This is a genomic window from Vineibacter terrae, assembly GCF_008039615.1.
GTDB lineage: Bacteria > Pseudomonadota > Alphaproteobacteria > Reyranellales > Reyranellaceae > Vineibacter > Vineibacter terrae.
In genome coordinates, this window is the sequence record NZ_VDUZ01000003.1 from 220,908 (window position 1) to 236,987 (window position 16,080).

General features: G+C 68.2%; 13 protein-coding genes. 10 read left to right on the forward strand and 3 right to left on the reverse strand.

Annotated elements, in window-relative coordinates; genetic code table 11:
- The first annotated feature begins 53 nt into the window (after window positions 1-53).
- The 6 genes from FHP25_RS04080 to FHP25_RS04105 all read left to right on the forward strand — a co-directional run bounded on the left by FHP25_RS04080 (window position 54) and on the right by FHP25_RS04105 (window position 5,538).
- The gene (locus FHP25_RS04080) at window positions 54-959 is read left to right on the forward strand and encodes a dihydrodipicolinate synthase family protein (protein ID WP_147845620.1); all 906 of its coding nucleotides are present in this window, start codon (window positions 54-56) and stop codon (window positions 957-959) included.
- A gap of 336 nt (window positions 960-1,295) precedes the next feature.
- Window positions 1,296-2,012: an amino acid ABC transporter permease gene (locus FHP25_RS04085; protein ID WP_147845621.1), complete on the forward strand. Its 717-nt coding sequence runs from the start codon at window positions 1,296-1,298 to the stop codon at window positions 2,010-2,012.
- Between the two features lie 7 nt (window positions 2,013-2,019).
- Complete coding sequence (locus tag FHP25_RS04090; protein ID WP_147845622.1) at window positions 2,020-2,835, forward strand: amino acid ABC transporter ATP-binding protein; 816 nt, start codon at window positions 2,020-2,022, stop codon at window positions 2,833-2,835.
- Entirely contained in the window at window positions 2,832-3,608 is a 777-nt protein-coding gene (locus FHP25_RS04095; RefSeq protein WP_147845623.1) for an NAD(P)-binding domain-containing protein, read from the forward strand. The genes FHP25_RS04090 and FHP25_RS04095 overlap by 4 nt, the downstream gene beginning before the upstream one ends.
- A gap of 50 nt (window positions 3,609-3,658) precedes the next feature.
- Window positions 3,659-4,600 (forward strand): dihydrodipicolinate synthase family protein, encoded by a 942-nt coding sequence (locus FHP25_RS04100; protein WP_147845624.1) that lies wholly within the window; start codon window positions 3,659-3,661, stop codon window positions 4,598-4,600.
- 2 nt (window positions 4,601-4,602) lie between these two features.
- Window positions 4,603-5,538 carry a 4-hydroxyproline epimerase gene (locus FHP25_RS04105; protein WP_147845625.1) on the forward strand — a complete coding sequence of 312 codons (936 nt, stop codon included), beginning with the start codon at window positions 4,603-4,605 and terminating at the stop codon, window positions 5,536-5,538.
- A gap of 210 nt (window positions 5,539-5,748) precedes the next feature.
- On the opposite strand, the gene FHP25_RS04110 is transcribed toward FHP25_RS04105, so the two are convergent.
- Complete coding sequence (locus FHP25_RS04110; RefSeq protein ID WP_147845626.1) at window positions 5,749-6,558, reverse strand: IclR family transcriptional regulator; 810 nt, start codon at window positions 6,556-6,558, stop codon at window positions 5,749-5,751.
- A 138-nt stretch (window positions 6,559-6,696) separates the two neighbouring features.
- Between FHP25_RS04110 and FHP25_RS04115 the strand changes: the two genes are divergently transcribed.
- The 3 genes from FHP25_RS04115 to FHP25_RS04125 all read left to right on the forward strand — a co-directional run bounded on the left by FHP25_RS04115 (window position 6,697) and on the right by FHP25_RS04125 (window position 11,498).
- Entirely contained in the window at window positions 6,697-7,950 is a 1,254-nt protein-coding gene (locus FHP25_RS04115; protein WP_147845627.1) for an NAD(P)/FAD-dependent oxidoreductase, read from the forward strand.
- Between the two features lie 349 nt (window positions 7,951-8,299).
- Window positions 8,300-8,626: a CU044_2847 family protein gene (locus FHP25_RS04120; RefSeq protein ID WP_147845628.1), complete on the forward strand. Its 327-nt coding sequence runs from the start codon at window positions 8,300-8,302 to the stop codon at window positions 8,624-8,626.
- Window positions 8,627-8,765: 139 nt separating this feature from the next.
- On the forward strand, window positions 8,766-11,498 hold the full coding sequence (locus tag FHP25_RS04125; protein ID WP_147845629.1) for a S1 family peptidase: 2,733 nt from the start codon (window positions 8,766-8,768) through the stop codon (window positions 11,496-11,498).
- A 2-nt stretch (window positions 11,499-11,500) separates the two neighbouring features.
- On the opposite strand, the gene plsY is transcribed toward FHP25_RS04125, so the two are convergent.
- Both plsY and FHP25_RS04135 read right to left on the reverse strand, forming a co-directional pair.
- Window positions 11,501-12,169: a glycerol-3-phosphate 1-O-acyltransferase PlsY gene (gene plsY / locus FHP25_RS04130; RefSeq protein WP_147845630.1), complete on the reverse strand. Its 669-nt coding sequence runs from the start codon at window positions 12,167-12,169 to the stop codon at window positions 11,501-11,503.
- Window positions 12,170-12,364: 195 nt separating this feature from the next.
- The gene (locus FHP25_RS04135) at window positions 12,365-14,164 is read right to left on the reverse strand and encodes a flavin-containing monooxygenase (RefSeq protein ID WP_147845631.1); all 1,800 of its coding nucleotides are present in this window, start codon (window positions 14,162-14,164) and stop codon (window positions 12,365-12,367) included.
- Between the two features lie 377 nt (window positions 14,165-14,541).
- Between FHP25_RS04135 and FHP25_RS04140 the strand changes: the two genes are divergently transcribed.
- A complete protein-coding gene (locus tag FHP25_RS04140) occupies window positions 14,542-16,065 on the forward strand; it encodes a winged helix-turn-helix domain-containing tetratricopeptide repeat protein (protein WP_147845632.1) in 1,524 nt (507 codons plus the stop codon).
- The last annotated feature ends 15 nt before the right edge of the window (window positions 16,066-16,080 follow it).

Consider the following 16,080-nt stretch of genomic DNA (forward strand, 5'->3'; position numbering starts at 1 on the left):
GGCCATGGCCCGTCCTTCCCGGCATTCAAAGTCCCGAGCAAACGAGTGAGTGTATGCAAACCGATCTTTCCGGAATCCTGAGCGCCGTCTTCACGCCCATGAATGGCGACGGCACGGCGATCGACACGGCCGCCTATGCCCGGCTCCTGAAATCGCAGGTTGCGCTGGGCGTGCACGGCGTCGTCGTCGCCGGCTCGACCGGCGAGCACTCGACCCTGACCACCGCCGAACGCAAGAGCCTGTGCGAGGCGGCCGTCGCGACCGTGAAGGGCAAGACCACGATCATCGTGCAGGTCGGCGCCACGAGCACGCGCGACTCGCTCGATCTTGCCCGCCATGCGATGGCGACCGGCGCCGATCGGCTGATGGCGGTCGCGCCGTACTATGACCGGCTGCGCTGGCCGGACCTGCAGCACTATCTCTCGCAGGTCGCGGCCATCGCGGACGGCCCGATCGTCTACTACCACACGCCCCGTGTCACCGGCCTTGACCTGACCGAGGAGCAGCTCGTCAGCCTGACGCAGTCGGGCTTCATCTCGCACATCAAGGACAGCGCCGCCGACTTCACGCGCAGCGTCCGCCTGATGCTCAACCCCGGGGCGCCGAAGGTCATCGCCGGCACCGATCCGGGCATGATGGCCTTGCTTGCCAGCGGTGCGGTCGGCTCGATACTCGGCGCCTCCACGTTCATCCCCGAGATCTGCGTCGAGCTCTACCAGGCGGTTTGCGAGAAGCGCGACCTCGCCGCGGCGCAGGCGGTCTGGAAGCGGCTCTGGCCGATCCTCAACGCCCTGCTGCTGAACGGCTACGTCGCCATGACCAAGGCCGGCGCCGAGCTTCGCGGCATGCCCGTTGGCGCCCCCCGGGAGCCGTTGCTGCCTGCCGACGACGAAGCGCGCGCAACCCTCAAGCGCCTGCTTGCCGAGGCCGGCATCGGACGCCTCCCGGCGGTCGACTGAGGCTGAGCGCCAGTCTTGGAGCGCGTTCCGTTCGAACTGAATCGCGTTGCTGGTCCTTCCGCTGAGGGCAGGGCGATCGCGTAGGGACGCCTCGCTGCCGTCTCCTCTCCCCGCGAGCGGGGAGGGGAAGGGGCCCATGCCGAAGGCATGGGAAGGTGAGGGGTAGGAACGATCAAGCCATACGGCAGGAACAGGGACTGTTCGCGCGTACCCCTCACCCTCCCATCGCTTCGCGATGGGCCCCTCCCTCTCCCCGCTCCCGCGGGGCGAGGGGATTAGGGGGAAGGGTTAATTTGCGTCGGATCGGAATGTGCCTGGAAACTCAAGGGGCCGCGGATGGCGATCTGGGATTGGTCCGTCTTTTTTCATGACCTTGTTCATCCCGCGATACTGCGTGGCCTGTGGACGACCGTCTGGCTGACATTCGTCACGCTCGCGCTGGCCATCGTGGTCGGGACGGCGGTCGCGCTGATCAGCCGGTCGCGCTTCGCGCCGGCGCAGTGGTTCTACCAAGGCTATGTCGCCTTCTTTCGCGCCACCCCGCTGCTCGTCCAGCTCGTGTTCCTCTACAGCGCCTTGCCGCAGATGGGCATCCGCCTCTCTGTCGTCGAGGCGGCCATCATCGGCCTGACGCTGTCCGAAAGCCCCTACGTTGCCGAGATCGTGCGTTCGGCGATCTCGGCCGTGCCGGTCGCCCAGTGGGAGGCGGCAAGGGCGATCGGCATCCGTCCCCTGACGGCCATGCGGGCGATCATCTTCCCGCAAGCCTTGCGCATCGCCGTGCCGCCGATGGGCAACGAGTTCGTGCGCCAGCTCAAGAACACATCGCTCGTCTCGGTGATCTCGATGACCGAGCTGTTCCGCGCCACCGACAACCTCATCCAGGGCAGCTTCCGCGTGCTGGAGGCCCTGACCGTCGCCACCATCTACTACCTGCTGCTAACGGCGGCATGGACGCTGCTGCAGCAGCTCGTCGAGCGGCGCAACGGCCATTGGTTCGCCGATACGAGCGCGCCGAAGGCCAAGGTGGCCGCCGCCAAGGTCGAGGCGTGAGGCCGCGATGACCACTTCCCCAAAGCCCCAGGACGCCTTCGTGCGGCTCGACAACATCGTGAAGTCCTATGGCGCGTACGTCGCGCTGAAGGGCGTCTCGCTCGAGATCGCCAAGGGCCAGTCGGTCGCCCTGATCGGGCCGAGCGGCTCGGGCAAGAGCACGGTGCTGCGCTGCATCAACACGCTCGAGGTCATCGATTCGGGCGCCATCTTCGTCGGCGACCTGCGCATGGGCATGCAGGCGACGCCGCGTGGCCTGAGGCAAGCCACCGCGGTCGAGGCCGCGCGCCAGCGCGAGAGCGTCGGCATGGTGTTCCAGAGCTTCAACCTGTTCCCGCACATGACCGCCCTGGAGAATGTCGCGTCCGGTCCGAGGCTCGTGAAGAACGTGAGCAAGCCGCAGGCGCAAAGCCAGGCGATGGAGCTGCTGGACAGGGTCAAGCTCGGCGACAAGGCGAACGCCTATCCGCGGCAGCTTTCGGGCGGCCAGCAGCAGCGCGTGGCGATCGCGCGCGCGCTCGCGATGCAGCCGAGCGTCATGCTGTTCGACGAGCCGACATCGGCCCTCGATCCCGAGACCGTGCAGGAGGTGCTCAATGTCATCCGCGAGGTCCGGGACTCGCACATGACGATGCTGATCGCGACCCACGAGATGGAGTTCGCCCGCCATGCGTCCGACATGACGATCTTCATGGAGGCCGGGCAGATCGTCGAGAGCGGCCCGTCAGCGGAGGTTCTCGGTTCCCCGAAAACGGAGCGCTGCCGCCGTTTCCTGGCCGGCCTCACGGGCGTCGCGGCCCAGCCGCAGGCGAGGCCGGCATGACGCGTTGCCTGGGGTTCATCGGCGTCGGCACCATCGCATCCGCCTTTGTCGCCGGCCTGCGGCATGCCGGCGTCGCCGACGCCATCGTGCTGTCGCCGCGCTCGGAAGCGACGTCGCGCGATCTGGCCGGGCGCTTTTCCGGCGTCACGCGCGCAGCATCCAATGCCGAGGTGGCCGAAGCCAGCGACATCGTCTTCCTGGCGATGCGCCCGGCTCAGGTCGAGGAGGCCCTCGAGGGCGTGACCTTCCGCGCCGGCCAGACCGTCGCGAGCTTCGTGACCGGCCTGTCCGTCCCGGACCTGGCCGCGATCGCCCCTTTGTCGACCGTGGCTCGCGTGCTGCCGTTGCCGATGATCAGCAAGGGCAGGGGACCCGTGATCTGCTTCCCGGCCGTCGCGGCGTTGACCGGGCTGCTGTCGGGCATGGGGGACATCCTCGTGCCGGAGGACGAGACGCAGCTGCGGGCGATGGGCGGCGTCAGCGGGTTCATGTCGAGCTTCTTCGAGCTGCAGCAATCCCTGGCAGACTGGCTGGTGGCACAGGGGCTGAGCGGGCGCAACGCGAACCTGTACGTTCGCTCGATGATGGCCGGGCTGGCCGAGACCGGACGCGGCACGGCCTTCGAGGACCTCGCGGGCCTGCCGGCCGAGCACGAGACGAAGGGCGGACTCAACGAGCGGGTCCGGCATCATCTCAGGGAACAGGGCTGGTTCGGGCAGCCCGGTCTTGCCTTCGCCGGCGTGCAGGGCCTCGACCGCAGGAAACTGAAGTAAGGTTCGGTCCGGCGATCGCCGCGGCCGCTTGCAACACCAGGGACTTCCAGATGACCTCCAACATCTTCACCGGCACGATTCCCGCTCTCATGACTCCCTGCAGGGCGGATCGTTCACCGGATTTCAAGGCCCTCGTCGCCAAGGGCCGTGAGCTGATCCAGGCAGGCATGTCGGCGGTCGTCTACTGCGGGTCGATGGGCGATTGGCCGCTGCTGACCGACGAGCAGCGGATGGAAGGCGTCGAGCGGCTGGTCGAGGCGGGCATCCCCGTCATCGCCGGAACCGGCGCGCAGAATTCGCAGCGTGCCGCGGCGCTGGCCGGCCATGCCAAGAGGGTCGGCGCCAAGGGCCTCATGATCATTCCGCGCGTGCTGTCGCGCGGCTCGTCCATCGCCGCCCAGCAGGCGCATTTCTCGGCCATCCTCGACGCCGCGGTCGATCTGCCGTCCGTGATCTACAACAGCCCGCACTATGGCTTCGAGACCCGGGCGGACCTCTTCTTCCAGCTGCGCGCCCGGTACCGCCACCTGATCGGGTTCAAGGAATTCGGCGGCGCGAAATCGCTCAGCTATGCCGCCGAGCACATCACCGGCCAATCGCCCGACATCACGCTCATGGTCGGCGTCGACACGCAGGTCTTCCACGGCTTCGTCAACTGCGGGGCCCGCGGTGCGATCACCGGCATCGGCAACGTGCTGCCGAAAGAAGTCCTGCACCTTGTCGCCCTTTGTGAAAGCGCTGCGAAGGGCGACGCCGAGGCGCGGCGGCGGGCGCTCGCGCTCGATGGCGCGCTCGCGATCCTGTCGGGCTTCGATGAAGGCGTCGATCTCGTACTCTACTACAAGCACCTCATGACGCTCGAGGGCAACCCCGAATACGCCCTGCATTTCAATGCGTCCGATGCCCTGAGCGCCAGCCAGAAGCACTATGCCGAGACCCAGCTGAGCATCTTCAAGGCATGGTACGCCGGGTGGCGCCAGGCGGAGCAGTGAGCATGCGCGTCATCGATTCCCATACCGAAGGCGAGCCGACACGGATCATCGTCGATGGTGGCCCGGACCTGGGCTCGGGACCGCTGGACCAGCGGCGACAGCGCTTTGCCGAGGCATTCGACCATATCCGCTCCTTCACCGTCAACGAGCCACGCGGCTATGACGCGCTGGTCGGCGCGCTGCTGTGCGAGCCATGCGATCCGAGCTGCGCCGCGGGCCTGATCTTCTTCAACAACGTCGGCTTTCTCGGCATGTGCGGCCATGCCACGATCGGCGCTGCCGTGACGCTGGCGCATCTCGGCCGCATCGCGCCCGGCACGCATCGGTTCGAGACGCCGGTCGGAGCCGTGTCGGTCGACCTCATCGACAAGAACTACGTGTCGATCGAGAACGTCAGAAGCTATCGGCACCTGAAGGATGTCCCGGTCGACGTCGAGGGCCTCGGCGTCGTCACCGGCGACGTCGGTTGGGGCGGGAACTGGTTCTTCCTGACCGATGCCGCGCCATGTCCGCTTGTCAGCGGCAACATTCCTGAGCTGACCCGGGCGGCCCAATCCATCCAAACAGCATTGCGGACATCCGGCGTCACGGGCGCCGGCGGCGCCGACATCGACCATATCGAGATATTCGGGCCGCCCCAGGGGCCTGAAGCGAACAGCCGCAGTTTCGTGCTCTGTCCCGGCGGCGCCTACGACCGATCGCCGTGCGGGACCGGCACCAGCGCGAAGCTCGCCTGCATGGCGGCCGACGGCACGCTGCGTGCGGGCGACCGCTGGGTGCAGGAGAGCATCATCGGCAGCCGCTTCGACGCCAGCTACCGGCTGGATCGCGAAGGACACATCATTCCCCGCATCGGCGGACGGGCGTTCATATGCGGCGAGGCCACGCTGCACGAGGACCCAGCCGATCCGTTCCGGCACGGGATTGCCACGGCATAGGCGCACCGGCGGGGCATTCGCGTATGGCTTCCTGTCATCCTGAGCGCAGCGAAGGATCTATTGAGCCGCCGACACGCACGGACCAAGGAAATGGCGCAGGTGCGCCACCGGATGGTCCGTGCCAGACGACGGTTCAATAGATCCTTCGCTGCGCTCAGGACGACAGGGAGCGTGCCATGATGTCTTTTGCTATCGGCTTGACAGCGGGCGTTACAGCCGCTGCGACAGCGACGAGGCTGCCGCCATCACAAGGGGGGCATATGCGTTCTCGGCTGCCTGGAGCGACATCGTGAGCGTCGAGGTCGAGATGCCGAGCCCGGCCACCGGGGCGCCGTCCGCACCCAGGATCGCCGATGCGACCGAGATGTCGCCGACCGACGTTTCCTGGTACGCCACGGCATATCCCTTCTTGCGGATGTCGGCGAGGCGCTTGCGGATAACCTCGAGGCGGGTCTCCGTGAAATTGGTCAGCCTGGTGAAATTGGAGCTCGCCAGGATCTGCTCGGCATCCTCCGGCGGCATCCTGGCGAGGATGGCCATGCCGGAGGCCGTCGCGAACATCGGCAGGCGCGCGCCGATCATGATCTCGGCGTTGACCAGGTTGCGGCTATGAAATCGGCTGATATAGACGATGTCCACGCCATCCGGGACCATCAGGTTGATGGTCGCCTCGGTGGTCTTGCTGAGATGCAGCATCGTCGGCGTGGCGCGCTCGATGAGCTCGTTGCCGACCAGGTAGCGGTGCCCGAGGTTGAGCAGCTGCGGCGCGACTTCGTAGAGGCGGGTTCCAGCCGCTTTTCTCAGCAGGCCGAGCTTCTCGAGCGTATAGACGAAGCGCTGGGCCGTGCTCATGTCCGTCCCGACTCTTTCCGCCAGCTGCGAGAGCGACAGGTGGCGGTGGCCGGCGTCGAATGCCGCGATGAATGTCATCGCCTTCTCCACGGACCGTACGAAAAGCGGCGAGTCTCGCCCTTCGTCCCGAGATCCGCGCTTGGGCCGCCGGGCCGTGGGCTTCGTCATCTATTCCGTCCTCGTCCTGTGCACGCCACGCGGGGCGTCCGCTGACGGCGCACAATAACTAATATGATATAGAAATAGTAGAGCCGCAGGCATGTCGCTCGCGCGCCAGCAGCATGCCCGGCTTCCGAGGTCAGCAGCATGCGAACAGTGATCATAGGGGCCGGCATCGTCGGCGTCAGCACGGCCCATGCCCTCCTCGACGAGGGCCATGACGTGAGCCTCGTCGATAGCGCGCGGCGCGCGGGACGGGCGAGCCTGGCCAACGCAGGCTGGATTGCCGATGCCGACATCATGCCGCTGGCCTCGCCGAAGGTCTGGCGCCATGTGCCGCGCTGGCTGCTCGATCCGCTTGGCCCTCTTGCCGTTCGTCCGGGCTACCTGCCCAGGATCGCCCCATGGCTGGTGCGGTTCATCCTCGCGTCCTTTCCTTCCCGGATCGAGGCGAGCATCGAGGGGATCCGCGCGCTCAACGCGCGGGCGCTGCCCGCCTGGCGGCGGCGTCTGGGCAAGCTCGATCTGCACAGCCAGCTGGTCGAGAAGGGCGCCCTTTCCGTGTGGCGCCGGCGCGGCGCGTTCGAGCAGGCCAGGCGGATCATCGCGCGCCAGCAGGGCTACGGCATCGCGGCGCAGGAGATTGCGGCTGGCGACCTTGCCGGCCTCGAGCCGGCGCTGCGCAATGTCCAGGCGGCCGTGGTCTATCCTGACCTGTGCCATGTCAGCGACCCGGCCGGCCTGTGCGAGGCGCTGCTGCATCGTGCGTTGGCGCGCGGCGCGCGGCATGTCCAACATGATGCGACCGCAATAGAGCGCGAGGCGAACCGGCTGCGGCTGCGCCTGGGCGATGGCGCTGACGCCATCGACGCCGACCGCATCGTCGTCGCTGCCGGCGCCTGGTCAGGCGCGCTCACGTCGCAGATGGGCGATCGCATACCGCTCGACACCGAGCGCGGCTACAATGCCACGTTCGCGCCGGGGACCCTCGGGCTGGCGCGGCCCGTCATGTTCGAGGGCGAGGGCTTCGTCACCACGCCGCTCGGCATCGGCGATCGGGTCGGCGGCATGGTGGAGTTCGCGGGCCTTCGCCAGGCGCCAGATCATCGGCGCACCGATGCCATCGTGCAGCGGCTCAGGGAATTCCTGCCGCATCTCGACCCCCGGACGCCGGGGCGGCGCTGGATGGGATTCCGGCCATCCATGCCCGATTCGCTGCCGGTGATCGGGCGGGCGGCACGGGACGGGCGCGTGCTCTACAATTTCGGCCATGGGCATCATGGCCTGACCCAGGCTGCCGCCAGCGCGGAGATCGTCGCGGACTTGATCGCTGGCCGCGCGCCGTCCATCGAGGTACGCCCGTTTGCGCCTGGACGGTTCCGCGCCGGCTTCTCGCGATGAGGGTGGGGGCGGCCGGGCGTTGCCGTGGTCGGCTCACGGCAAATTGTGCCGCCATCACCCGATCGGGTGACGCCCGGATCCGTCCCGTGTGAGACCATGTTGCCGGGTCAAAGGCAGGGCATTCGCATATGGGTTTTTGACTACCTTCCCCCGCTTGCGGGGGAAGGTGCCCGAAAGGCGGATGGGGGGTGGTGCAACAGCGCGGATGCTCGATGGGATGCGCCATTTTCGTTGAAGCGCCCCCCATCCGGCGCTTCGCGCCACCTTCCCCCGCAAGCGGGGGAAGGTAGTCGAAACCGACACCTCAGCTCATATGCGAATGCCCTGGGGTCAAAGGGGAGGTCCGGTCATGAGCGAGGACAATGTTCGCATCGTGCCTGTGCAAGTGGGCGGCGCGACACTGAGGGTGGAAGCACGCGATCTCGGCGGGCCGGAGAAGGTCGGCATCCTGGATTCCCTGGCGTTCACCGAGGTGACGGCGGCGCTCGAAGCGGTCGGGGCGGCGCTGGCACGCAGCATCGCGACGATCCGGCCGCAGCGCGCGACCGTGGAGCTGGGCGTGGAGGTCGGCCTCGAGGCCGGCCAACTGGTCGCGCTGCTGACCAAGGCCTCGGGCAAGGGCAACCTCAAGGTCACCCTGGAATGGAAAGCCGACACACCCGCGCGTCCGGCGTGAGGGCAGGGCGGTCGCGCATGGACGCACCAGGGCAGTCTCCTCTCTCCGCGAGCGGCAGCGCGATCGCATATGACAGAACGGGCCATATGCGATCGCACTGTCGCAAGCGGGGCAAGGGGGGTGAACGGCAGGATATGTGATGGACAATCCGCTGATCGACCTGCTGCGGCGCTGCACCGTGCAGCTTCCCGGGCGTGGCACCGGCTTCTTCGTGGCGCCCCATCTGATCCTGACATGCGCGCATGTCCTGAAAGGGCTCAAGGTCAAGGAGACGATCAAGGTCAACCGCAAGTCGACGTCCATATCAGCGACCATCGAGGCGTTGACCTCGGACGATTGGCCGGACCTCGGCCTCCTGCGCGTCGACGGCGCTCCGGGCGAGGCCTGGGTCCTGCTTGACGCGGACCTGGCGCAGCACGATCCCGTCCATGCCTTCGGCTTCCCCAAGCATGGCGGCCGGGAGCAGCGGACCGACGGCATCGCCGGGCGGTTCGAGGATTTCACATGGCAGCGTCTGGCGGCCGAGGCGCCCGCCGAGCGATGGCCGGACCGGCCGCTGATCAAGTTCAAGGACGCGCTGGTCGTCGGCGGCTACAGCGGCTCGGCGCTGCTGAACCTGCGATCGGGCCGCGCGGTCGGCGTGGTCAGCGAGACCATCAACGGCGCGGCCGCCGTCGGGGGCTGGGCCGTGCCCGCGGCGATCGTGCTGGAATGCCTCGAGGATGTCGCGGACGCCCAGCGCGGCCATCGTGATGCTGCGCTCGCGCAGTGGGACAAGGCGCTGCAGGACGCCGACGCCGGGACCGCGCAGCAGTCGGCGCGGCTCAGAGGCCTGGCGCTGCAGCCGCCGCTCGATTCGCCGCGCCGCAGGAGCCAAGCCCAGGAGCCGCTTCCGGCCGCGCTGCGGTTCCTGTACGAGTCGCAGCTCAGCTCCTTCCATGGCCGCACGGCCGAAATCGCGGCCCTGCGCAACGTGCTGACCGCGCCGGCACGTTTTGCGTGGCAGTCCATCGCAGGACCGAACGGATCGGGCAAGAGCCGGCTGGTCCAGGAGGTGCTGCTGCAAGCTGCGCCGGCATGGACCGGCGGCTTCCTGCCATTGGCGGCCAAGCCATGGGAGCACTGGGAGGCGTGGCAGCCCCTTCGACCGACGGTGATCGTCATCGATGACGCGGCGGCAAGGGCCGTGGAGGCCCGCGACATCGTCGAGACGCTGGCACGCCGTGCCAGGAGCAATGGCCTGGGCTGGCCGGTAAGGCTGGTCCTGGTCGATCGCCAGACGGATTTCATGGAGGCCGGGGTCGGCGACCTTCAGAAATCTCGGCTCGCGGAGTCGCGCCATGGCGAGAAGCTGGATCTTCGGCCGCTGGACGATCAGGCCCTGGCCGAGACGATGCGCGACCTCGGCCCCGTCGACGACGAGCGGATGGCAGGGCTTCTGAAGGCGTTGAAGCGCGTCGATGATCAGCGCCGCCCGCTGTTTGCTCTTCTGCTGGCGGATGCGGCGGCCAGTGGGCTTGATCCGTCGGGCACGAGCCGGATCGACCTGCTGCGCGAGCACGTCCTGCAGCGCGAGTGGACGACGCGTTGGGATCCGATCGGCGTCGACGATGACGACACGGCTGTCCTTGCATTTGCGACCGTCTGTCCGCCGCTATACCTGAAGGACGTGGCCAAGGCGGCCGAGGCGGGCGCGCCGCTTCCCCGCAAGCTCGATGCACCGCGCCGGGCGCGTGTTGCCGCGATGCTGGGAAGCGGGGCACTGTCGCAATGGGTGCCGTCGCTGCGGCCCGATCTTCTGGGCACGCTGTTCGTGCTCGATACGCAGCAACGCATGGCTAATGTGAGCGAGGCAGACGCAAGCGGGTTCGTGTCGGCGGCCTGGAAGACGAAGCCGTTCGCCACGCGACAGCTGGTGCTGCGTGCGCTTGAGGAGATGCCGTCGCATCCGGCCATCGAGCGGTTCCTGCTTCCGCCTCCCGACAACACCGAAGCGGTCAACGACTGGGCGGATGCCGCATCGACCGCGTGCACAGTCCTGCAGACATTGTTTGTCGAGCTGATGGGCGCGATGTCCGATGTCTATTGCCGCACGCAGCGAGGGCGGGTCCTATGCGCGATCCTGGATGTTGTCGGTTTCAACACCCACGGCCTCCTGGCGGAGGACGACAGGCCACTGGCGGACAGCTTGTTCCACAGCGTGCTCGCACTGCCGCTTCCCCATGAAATCGTCCGCGACGTTTCCGACTTCAAGAGCGCTGACTTCTCTGCTTGGGACGTTCGCCTCTCGGAGATCGCGGACGGCCTCTACGCGGCACATATGCGAGCCGAGGATGAAGCGGCGGCTGAGCGCCTGGTCGAGGCTCTGACAGAGAAGGCGGCTCTGCTGCCCGACGACGCGATGAGCAAGCGCGTGCTGATGGCCGTACCCGACACGCATAGCCGCGAGAAGATCGCGCGGGCGTCGATGAAGGCGATACAGGACGCGGCGCGGTCGGCGGCAAAACTGGCTGTGGCGTTGCTTGCGGTGTCATTGACACGAGCCGCCAAGTCGCTCCTGGATGACACCGAGACCCTTTCGCAAGAGGAAAGGCAGGCAGGCCTGACGCTCGGCAGCCAGGTGCTGCAGTGCATCCAGAAAATAGACCCAGGCGGCGATACCGAGGCCACCACGCTCTTCGCCAACGCCTGTGTCTGGGTCGCCATCGCGCTCACCCAAATCGGGGAGAGCACCAAGGCACGGGAGATCGCAGCGGCGCTGCTCGGCACCGGTGGAGACGGCGCCTCGCAGGCGGACCGGCGCAGCTTCAAGGATCTGCTTTCGCCGGAAGACTGCGAGGGGCTTGCTGTGCTTGCCGAAATCGAACCCTGAATTTACGAGCTTGCTTTCGGCTCCGGGCTGCCTTGCCCCAGACGCGGCTCTGTCCCAGTCAGCAGCCGGTGAATGTTGGCGCGATGGCGCACGATCACGTAGAGGCCGCCGGCAATCACCAGCAGCCGATACGGCAACGGTTGCTGCAGGCCGAAGACGAGGGCGATCGCGGTCAGCGCCGCCAGCATCGAGCCAAGGGAAACAATCCGGAAGACAGCCAGCACGACGCCAAAGACCGCCGCCGCCCCCAAGCCGACCGGCCAGGACATCGCCAGCAGCACGCCGAGCCCCGTCGCGGCGGATTTGCCGCCCGTGAAATTCAGCCAGACCGAGCAGCTATGCCCCAGCAATGCGGCCAGTCCTGCCAGGCAAGCAGCCCAGTCCACCCAGGCTTGCAGGTCAATCGCTGCCGGCGGCGTGACGGACGGCAATGCATAGAGCCAGCGGGCAAGGACGATGGCCGCCACGCCTTTCAGCACGTCCACCAGAAGCACCATCAGCGCCGGCCATTTGCCCAGGGTTCGCAGCACGTTCGTTGCCCCGGTGGATCTGGAGCCATGCTCCCGGATATCGATGCCCCTGAACAGGCTGCCCGCCAGATAGCCCGTGGGCGTGGCGCCCAGGAGATAGGCGATCGCCAATCCAGCCGCGCTCACGATCCAGAAGACCATGGGGTTCACCTTGGCGCCCTAATACCGGCTATCGGTAGAAGGTGGGTCGTGATTGTCATCCCGAGCGCAGCGAGGGATCTCCCGCGAATGGCGCTCTGTGCGCCTTGCCGCAGGAGATCCCTCGCTGCGCTCGGGATGACAGGAGGGCCATATACGATCGCCCTGCAGCAAATTGGCCAAAGCCCGGCGCGTCGTTCAGGGAGACAGCGCCGGCGCCATCTCGCGCGCCGTGCCGTGGGCTTGCGGCAGCAGGCCGAGCTCGCAGGCCTTGATCTGCAGCGCCAGGTATTTCGAGTAGATCCGGCATTGCGCCAGGCTGCCGGCGATGAACCACAGGCCCGGCTGCGGCGTGCGGGCGAACATGTTGCGCAGCTCCTGTCCGGCGCCGAAGCCCCAGATGGGGCCGACGCGCGCCGCGACGTCGGCGCCGAACAGCTGGCGCACGAGGTGTTCCTGACTCTTGTAGCCGGTGGCCAGCACGATCAGGTCGGCGGGCAGCGTCTCGCCCGAGCGCAGCACGGCGCCCGACGCGGCGAAGCGGTCGATATCGGCGTATTGCACCAGCCGGATCCGGCCCTCGACCAGCAGATCGGAGCAGCCGACGTTGAAATAGTAGCCGCCGCCGCGCGTCAGATACTTGAACTGCCAGCCGGTGCCGTCCTCGCCGAAATCGAGGCGAAAGCCGATGCGCTCCAGGCCGTCGAGCAGCGCCTTGTCCATCTGCCGGGCGCGCTCGGTGAAGGCGACATGGCTCTTGCGGCTCAGCGCCAGCGGCGTAGCGACCGTGATCAGGTCGCAGTCCTCCAGGGAGGGGCCCTCGTCATAGAGGGCGTAGGGAAGCTGCGCGCTGGGCTCGACGTTGACGATCATGGTCGGGCTGCGCTGCACCAGCGTCACCGCCGCGCCGCTGGCGTGAAGGTCCTGCGCGATGTCATGGCCGCTGTTGCCCGTGCCGATGACGATGGCGCGCCTGCCTTTCCAGGCCTCGCCGTCGTCGTAGCGGCTGGAATGCAGGACCGTGCCGGCGAAGTCGGGCAGGGTGGGCAGGTCGGGGATGTTGGGAATGCCGCTCACGCCCGTGGCCATCACGACATGGCGCGGATGCATCTGCCGGCGCGTGCCGTCGGCACACCGCAGCGACACGGTCCAGCGCTGCCGGCTGTCGTCGTACCGGCCGCCCTCGAACGTGGTTGCCGTCCAGTAGTTCAGCTCCAGGCTCTCGACATAGGCCTCGAACCAGCCAGCAAGCTTGTCCTTGGGAATGTAGGTGGGCCAGCTGGGCGGGAACGGCATGTAGGGCAGGTGGTTGACCTGCACCTGGTTGTGCAGCGTCAGCGCGTGATAGCGCTGGCGCCAGTTGTCGCCGACACGCGGCAGGCGGTCGACGATCAGCGTGTCGATCCCGAGCGGCGCGAGGCGGGCGGCGATCGACAGGCCGGCCTGCCCGCCGCCGACAACGAGCACGTCAGGATCGCGATCGGCATACGTGGCCGCAGCAAGGCGCTGATCCAGCCAGTTGGGGCCGCGGAAGTCGCGGGCCTGGGCGGCGCCGCGCGGCCGTGCCTTGCCCAGGCGCGGCTCGTGCCCCTTGAGCGCCTCCAGCGCGGTGAGCAGCGTCCAGGCCTTCAGGCGGCCACCATCGGCCGCATCGGGCGTGAGCCGCACGATGCCTTCGGCGTGGCCCGTGGCCGTCTCGAACGTGAAGATCGCCTCGATCGCCTCGGTGCCGGCGCGCATGGCAAGGCGCGGCGGGGTGCGCCCCGGCGCGATCCCGAAGCCGCACGGCCGTGCCCGCCGGGACCACGCCGCCAGTCCTGCCAGGACGGCGTCGCGGCCGCTTGCCGTGTCGATCGTCCAGCTCAGGGCCAGCACGTCGCGCCAATGGCTGTCGGCGTGGAACAGGGGCTGCAGCGCCCTGCTGCCGTCCGCCGCCAGCGCGGCCTCGAACGCCGCCAGCCAGCGCGCCACGGCCATCGCAAGGTCTTCGGTTGCCATCGTCTCCTCTCGCGTTGCGGTTCCCTTCTCCCCGCGCAGGCGGGGAGAAGGTGCCCGATAACGACATTTCGACGCGAAGCGTCGAAATGTCAGAGGCGGATGAGGGGCTTCGCAACCTTCGTGAAGCATTCGGCTTCACCAGTAAGACCGCGCCTCTCCCATACACCGCGAAGCCCCTCATCCGGCGCTTCGCGCCACCTTCTCCCCGCCTGCGCGGGGAGAAGGAAGACTGTAGCCGCTCGCCGCCGGCCGCGCCTACGGTGATGATGCCAGGCTGACCGGCCGCGCGCCTTCAGGCCGGCTTCATTTATCGTCCAGGGGGCGTTGATTTGGTGGCGGATCGGCTATGCTGGCGGTCTCGACCAGGGTTTGGCAGCGTGCTGTTTTCGTTCGAAGATTTCGTGCTGGACACGGCGCGGCGCGAGCTGCGCGGCAAGGCCGGCGTGATCGCCGTCGAGCCGCAGGTGTTCGACCTGCTGGCCTACCTGATCGCGCATCGCGACCGCGTCGTGAGCCGGGATGACATCCTGGCGGCGGTATGGAACGGGCGGCTGGTGTCGGAATCGACCCTGACCACCCGCATCAACGCCGCGCGCAGCGCCCTCGGCGACAGCGGCGCGGCGCAGCGCCTGATCAAGACCCTGCCGCGCCGCGGCCTGCGGTTCGTGGGCGCCGTGCGCGAGCAGCTTCCGGCGCCGGCGCCGGAGCGTCCGGCCATCGCCGTGCTGCCCTTCGCCAACATGAGCGGCGATCCCGAGCAGGACTATTTCGCCGACGGGATGGTGGAGGAGATCACCACGGCGCTGTCGCGCTGGCGCTGGCTGTCGGTGATCGCCCGCAACTCGAGCTTCGCGTACAAGGGCCGCGCCGTCGACACGCGGCAGGTGGGGCGCGAGCTGGGCGCGCGCTACGTGCTGGAAGGCAGCGTGCGCAAGGCGGCCGACCGCATCCGCATCAGCGGCCGGCTCGTGGATGCGGCCACCGGCACGCATCTGTGGGCCGATCGCTTCGAAGGCGTGCCGCAGAACATCTTCGACCTCCAGGACCACGTGACGGCCAGCGTCATCGGCGCGATCGCGCCGCGCATGGGCGAGGCGGAGATCGAGCGCGCCCGGCGCAAGCCGACGCAGAGCCTCGATGCCTACGACTACTTCCTGCGCGGCATGGCGCACCTGCATCGCTGGACCCGGACCGACAGCGAAGCGGCGCTGGCCAACCTGCGCCGCGCCATCGCGCTCGACCCGGGCTTCGCGCCGGCCTATGGCCTGGCCGGCCGCGGCTATTCGCAGCGCAAGGCGTGCGGCTGGGTGGGCGACCGGCGGCAGGAGGCCGCCGAGGCGGAACGGCTGGCGCGGCTGGCCGCCGACCTGGGGCGCGACGATGCGGTCGCGCTCTGCACCGCGGGCATCGTGCTGGCCTATGTCACGGGGCATCTCGGCGACGGCGACGTGCTGGTCGACCGCGCGCTGGCGCTGGATCCCTATCTTGCCTGGGCCTGGGTGTTCGGGAGCTGGGTGCGGATCTGGCAGGGCGTGCCCGAAGCGGCGATGGCGCGCGCCGGCCGGGCGCGGCAGCTCAGCCCCAGCGATCCGGAGGTGCTGTTCTTCATCGACACCGCCACGGCATACGGGCACTTCCTCGCCGGCCGCTACGATGACGCCGTCGCCAGCGCGCAGGCGGCGATGCGGCAGCGGCCGGACATCGCCATAACACTGGGCGTCGCCGCCGCCAGCGCGGCGTTGGGCGGCCGGTCCGGCGAAGCGCAGCAAGCCCTGGCGCGGTTGCGCCATGTCGACCCCGCCTTGCGCCTGGGCGACCTGGCAGACCAGTTTCCGTTCGGCCGCCAGGATGATCTGGCGCGCTGGGTCGAAGGGCTGAAAAGGGCAGGGCTGCCGGCGTAGGGCAGGGCGCGTCGA

Excerpts from the sequence above, each read along its gene's own strand:
- FHP25_RS04120 (WP_147845628.1), top strand. The coding sequence starts at position 8,300 with ATGAGCGAGGACAATGTTCGCATCGTGCCTGTGCAAGTGGGCGGCGCG.
- FHP25_RS04095 (WP_147845623.1), top strand. The coding sequence starts at position 2,832 with ATGACGCGTTGCCTGGGGTTCATCGGCGTCGGCACCATCGCATCCGCC.
- FHP25_RS04090 (WP_147845622.1), top strand. The coding sequence starts at position 2,020 with ATGACCACTTCCCCAAAGCCCCAGGACGCCTTCGTGCGGCTCGACAAC.
- FHP25_RS04115 (WP_147845627.1), top strand. The coding sequence starts at position 6,697 with ATGCGAACAGTGATCATAGGGGCCGGCATCGTCGGCGTCAGCACGGCC.
- FHP25_RS04085 (WP_147845621.1), top strand. The coding sequence starts at position 1,296 with ATGGCGATCTGGGATTGGTCCGTCTTTTTTCATGACCTTGTTCATCCC.
- FHP25_RS04080 (WP_147845620.1), top strand. The coding sequence starts at position 54 with ATGCAAACCGATCTTTCCGGAATCCTGAGCGCCGTCTTCACGCCCATG.
- plsY (WP_147845630.1), bottom strand. The coding sequence starts at position 12,169 with ATGGTCTTCTGGATCGTGAGCGCGGCTGGATTGGCGATCGCCTATCTC.
- FHP25_RS04110 (WP_147845626.1), bottom strand. The coding sequence starts at position 6,558 with ATGACGAAGCCCACGGCCCGGCGGCCCAAGCGCGGATCTCGGGACGAA.
- FHP25_RS04135 (WP_147845631.1), bottom strand. The coding sequence starts at position 14,164 with ATGGCAACCGAAGACCTTGCGATGGCCGTGGCGCGCTGGCTGGCGGCG.
- FHP25_RS04125 (WP_147845629.1), top strand. The coding sequence starts at position 8,766 with ATGGACAATCCGCTGATCGACCTGCTGCGGCGCTGCACCGTGCAGCTT.
- FHP25_RS04100 (WP_147845624.1), top strand. The coding sequence starts at position 3,659 with ATGACCTCCAACATCTTCACCGGCACGATTCCCGCTCTCATGACTCCC.
- FHP25_RS04105 (WP_147845625.1), top strand. The coding sequence starts at position 4,603 with ATGCGCGTCATCGATTCCCATACCGAAGGCGAGCCGACACGGATCATC.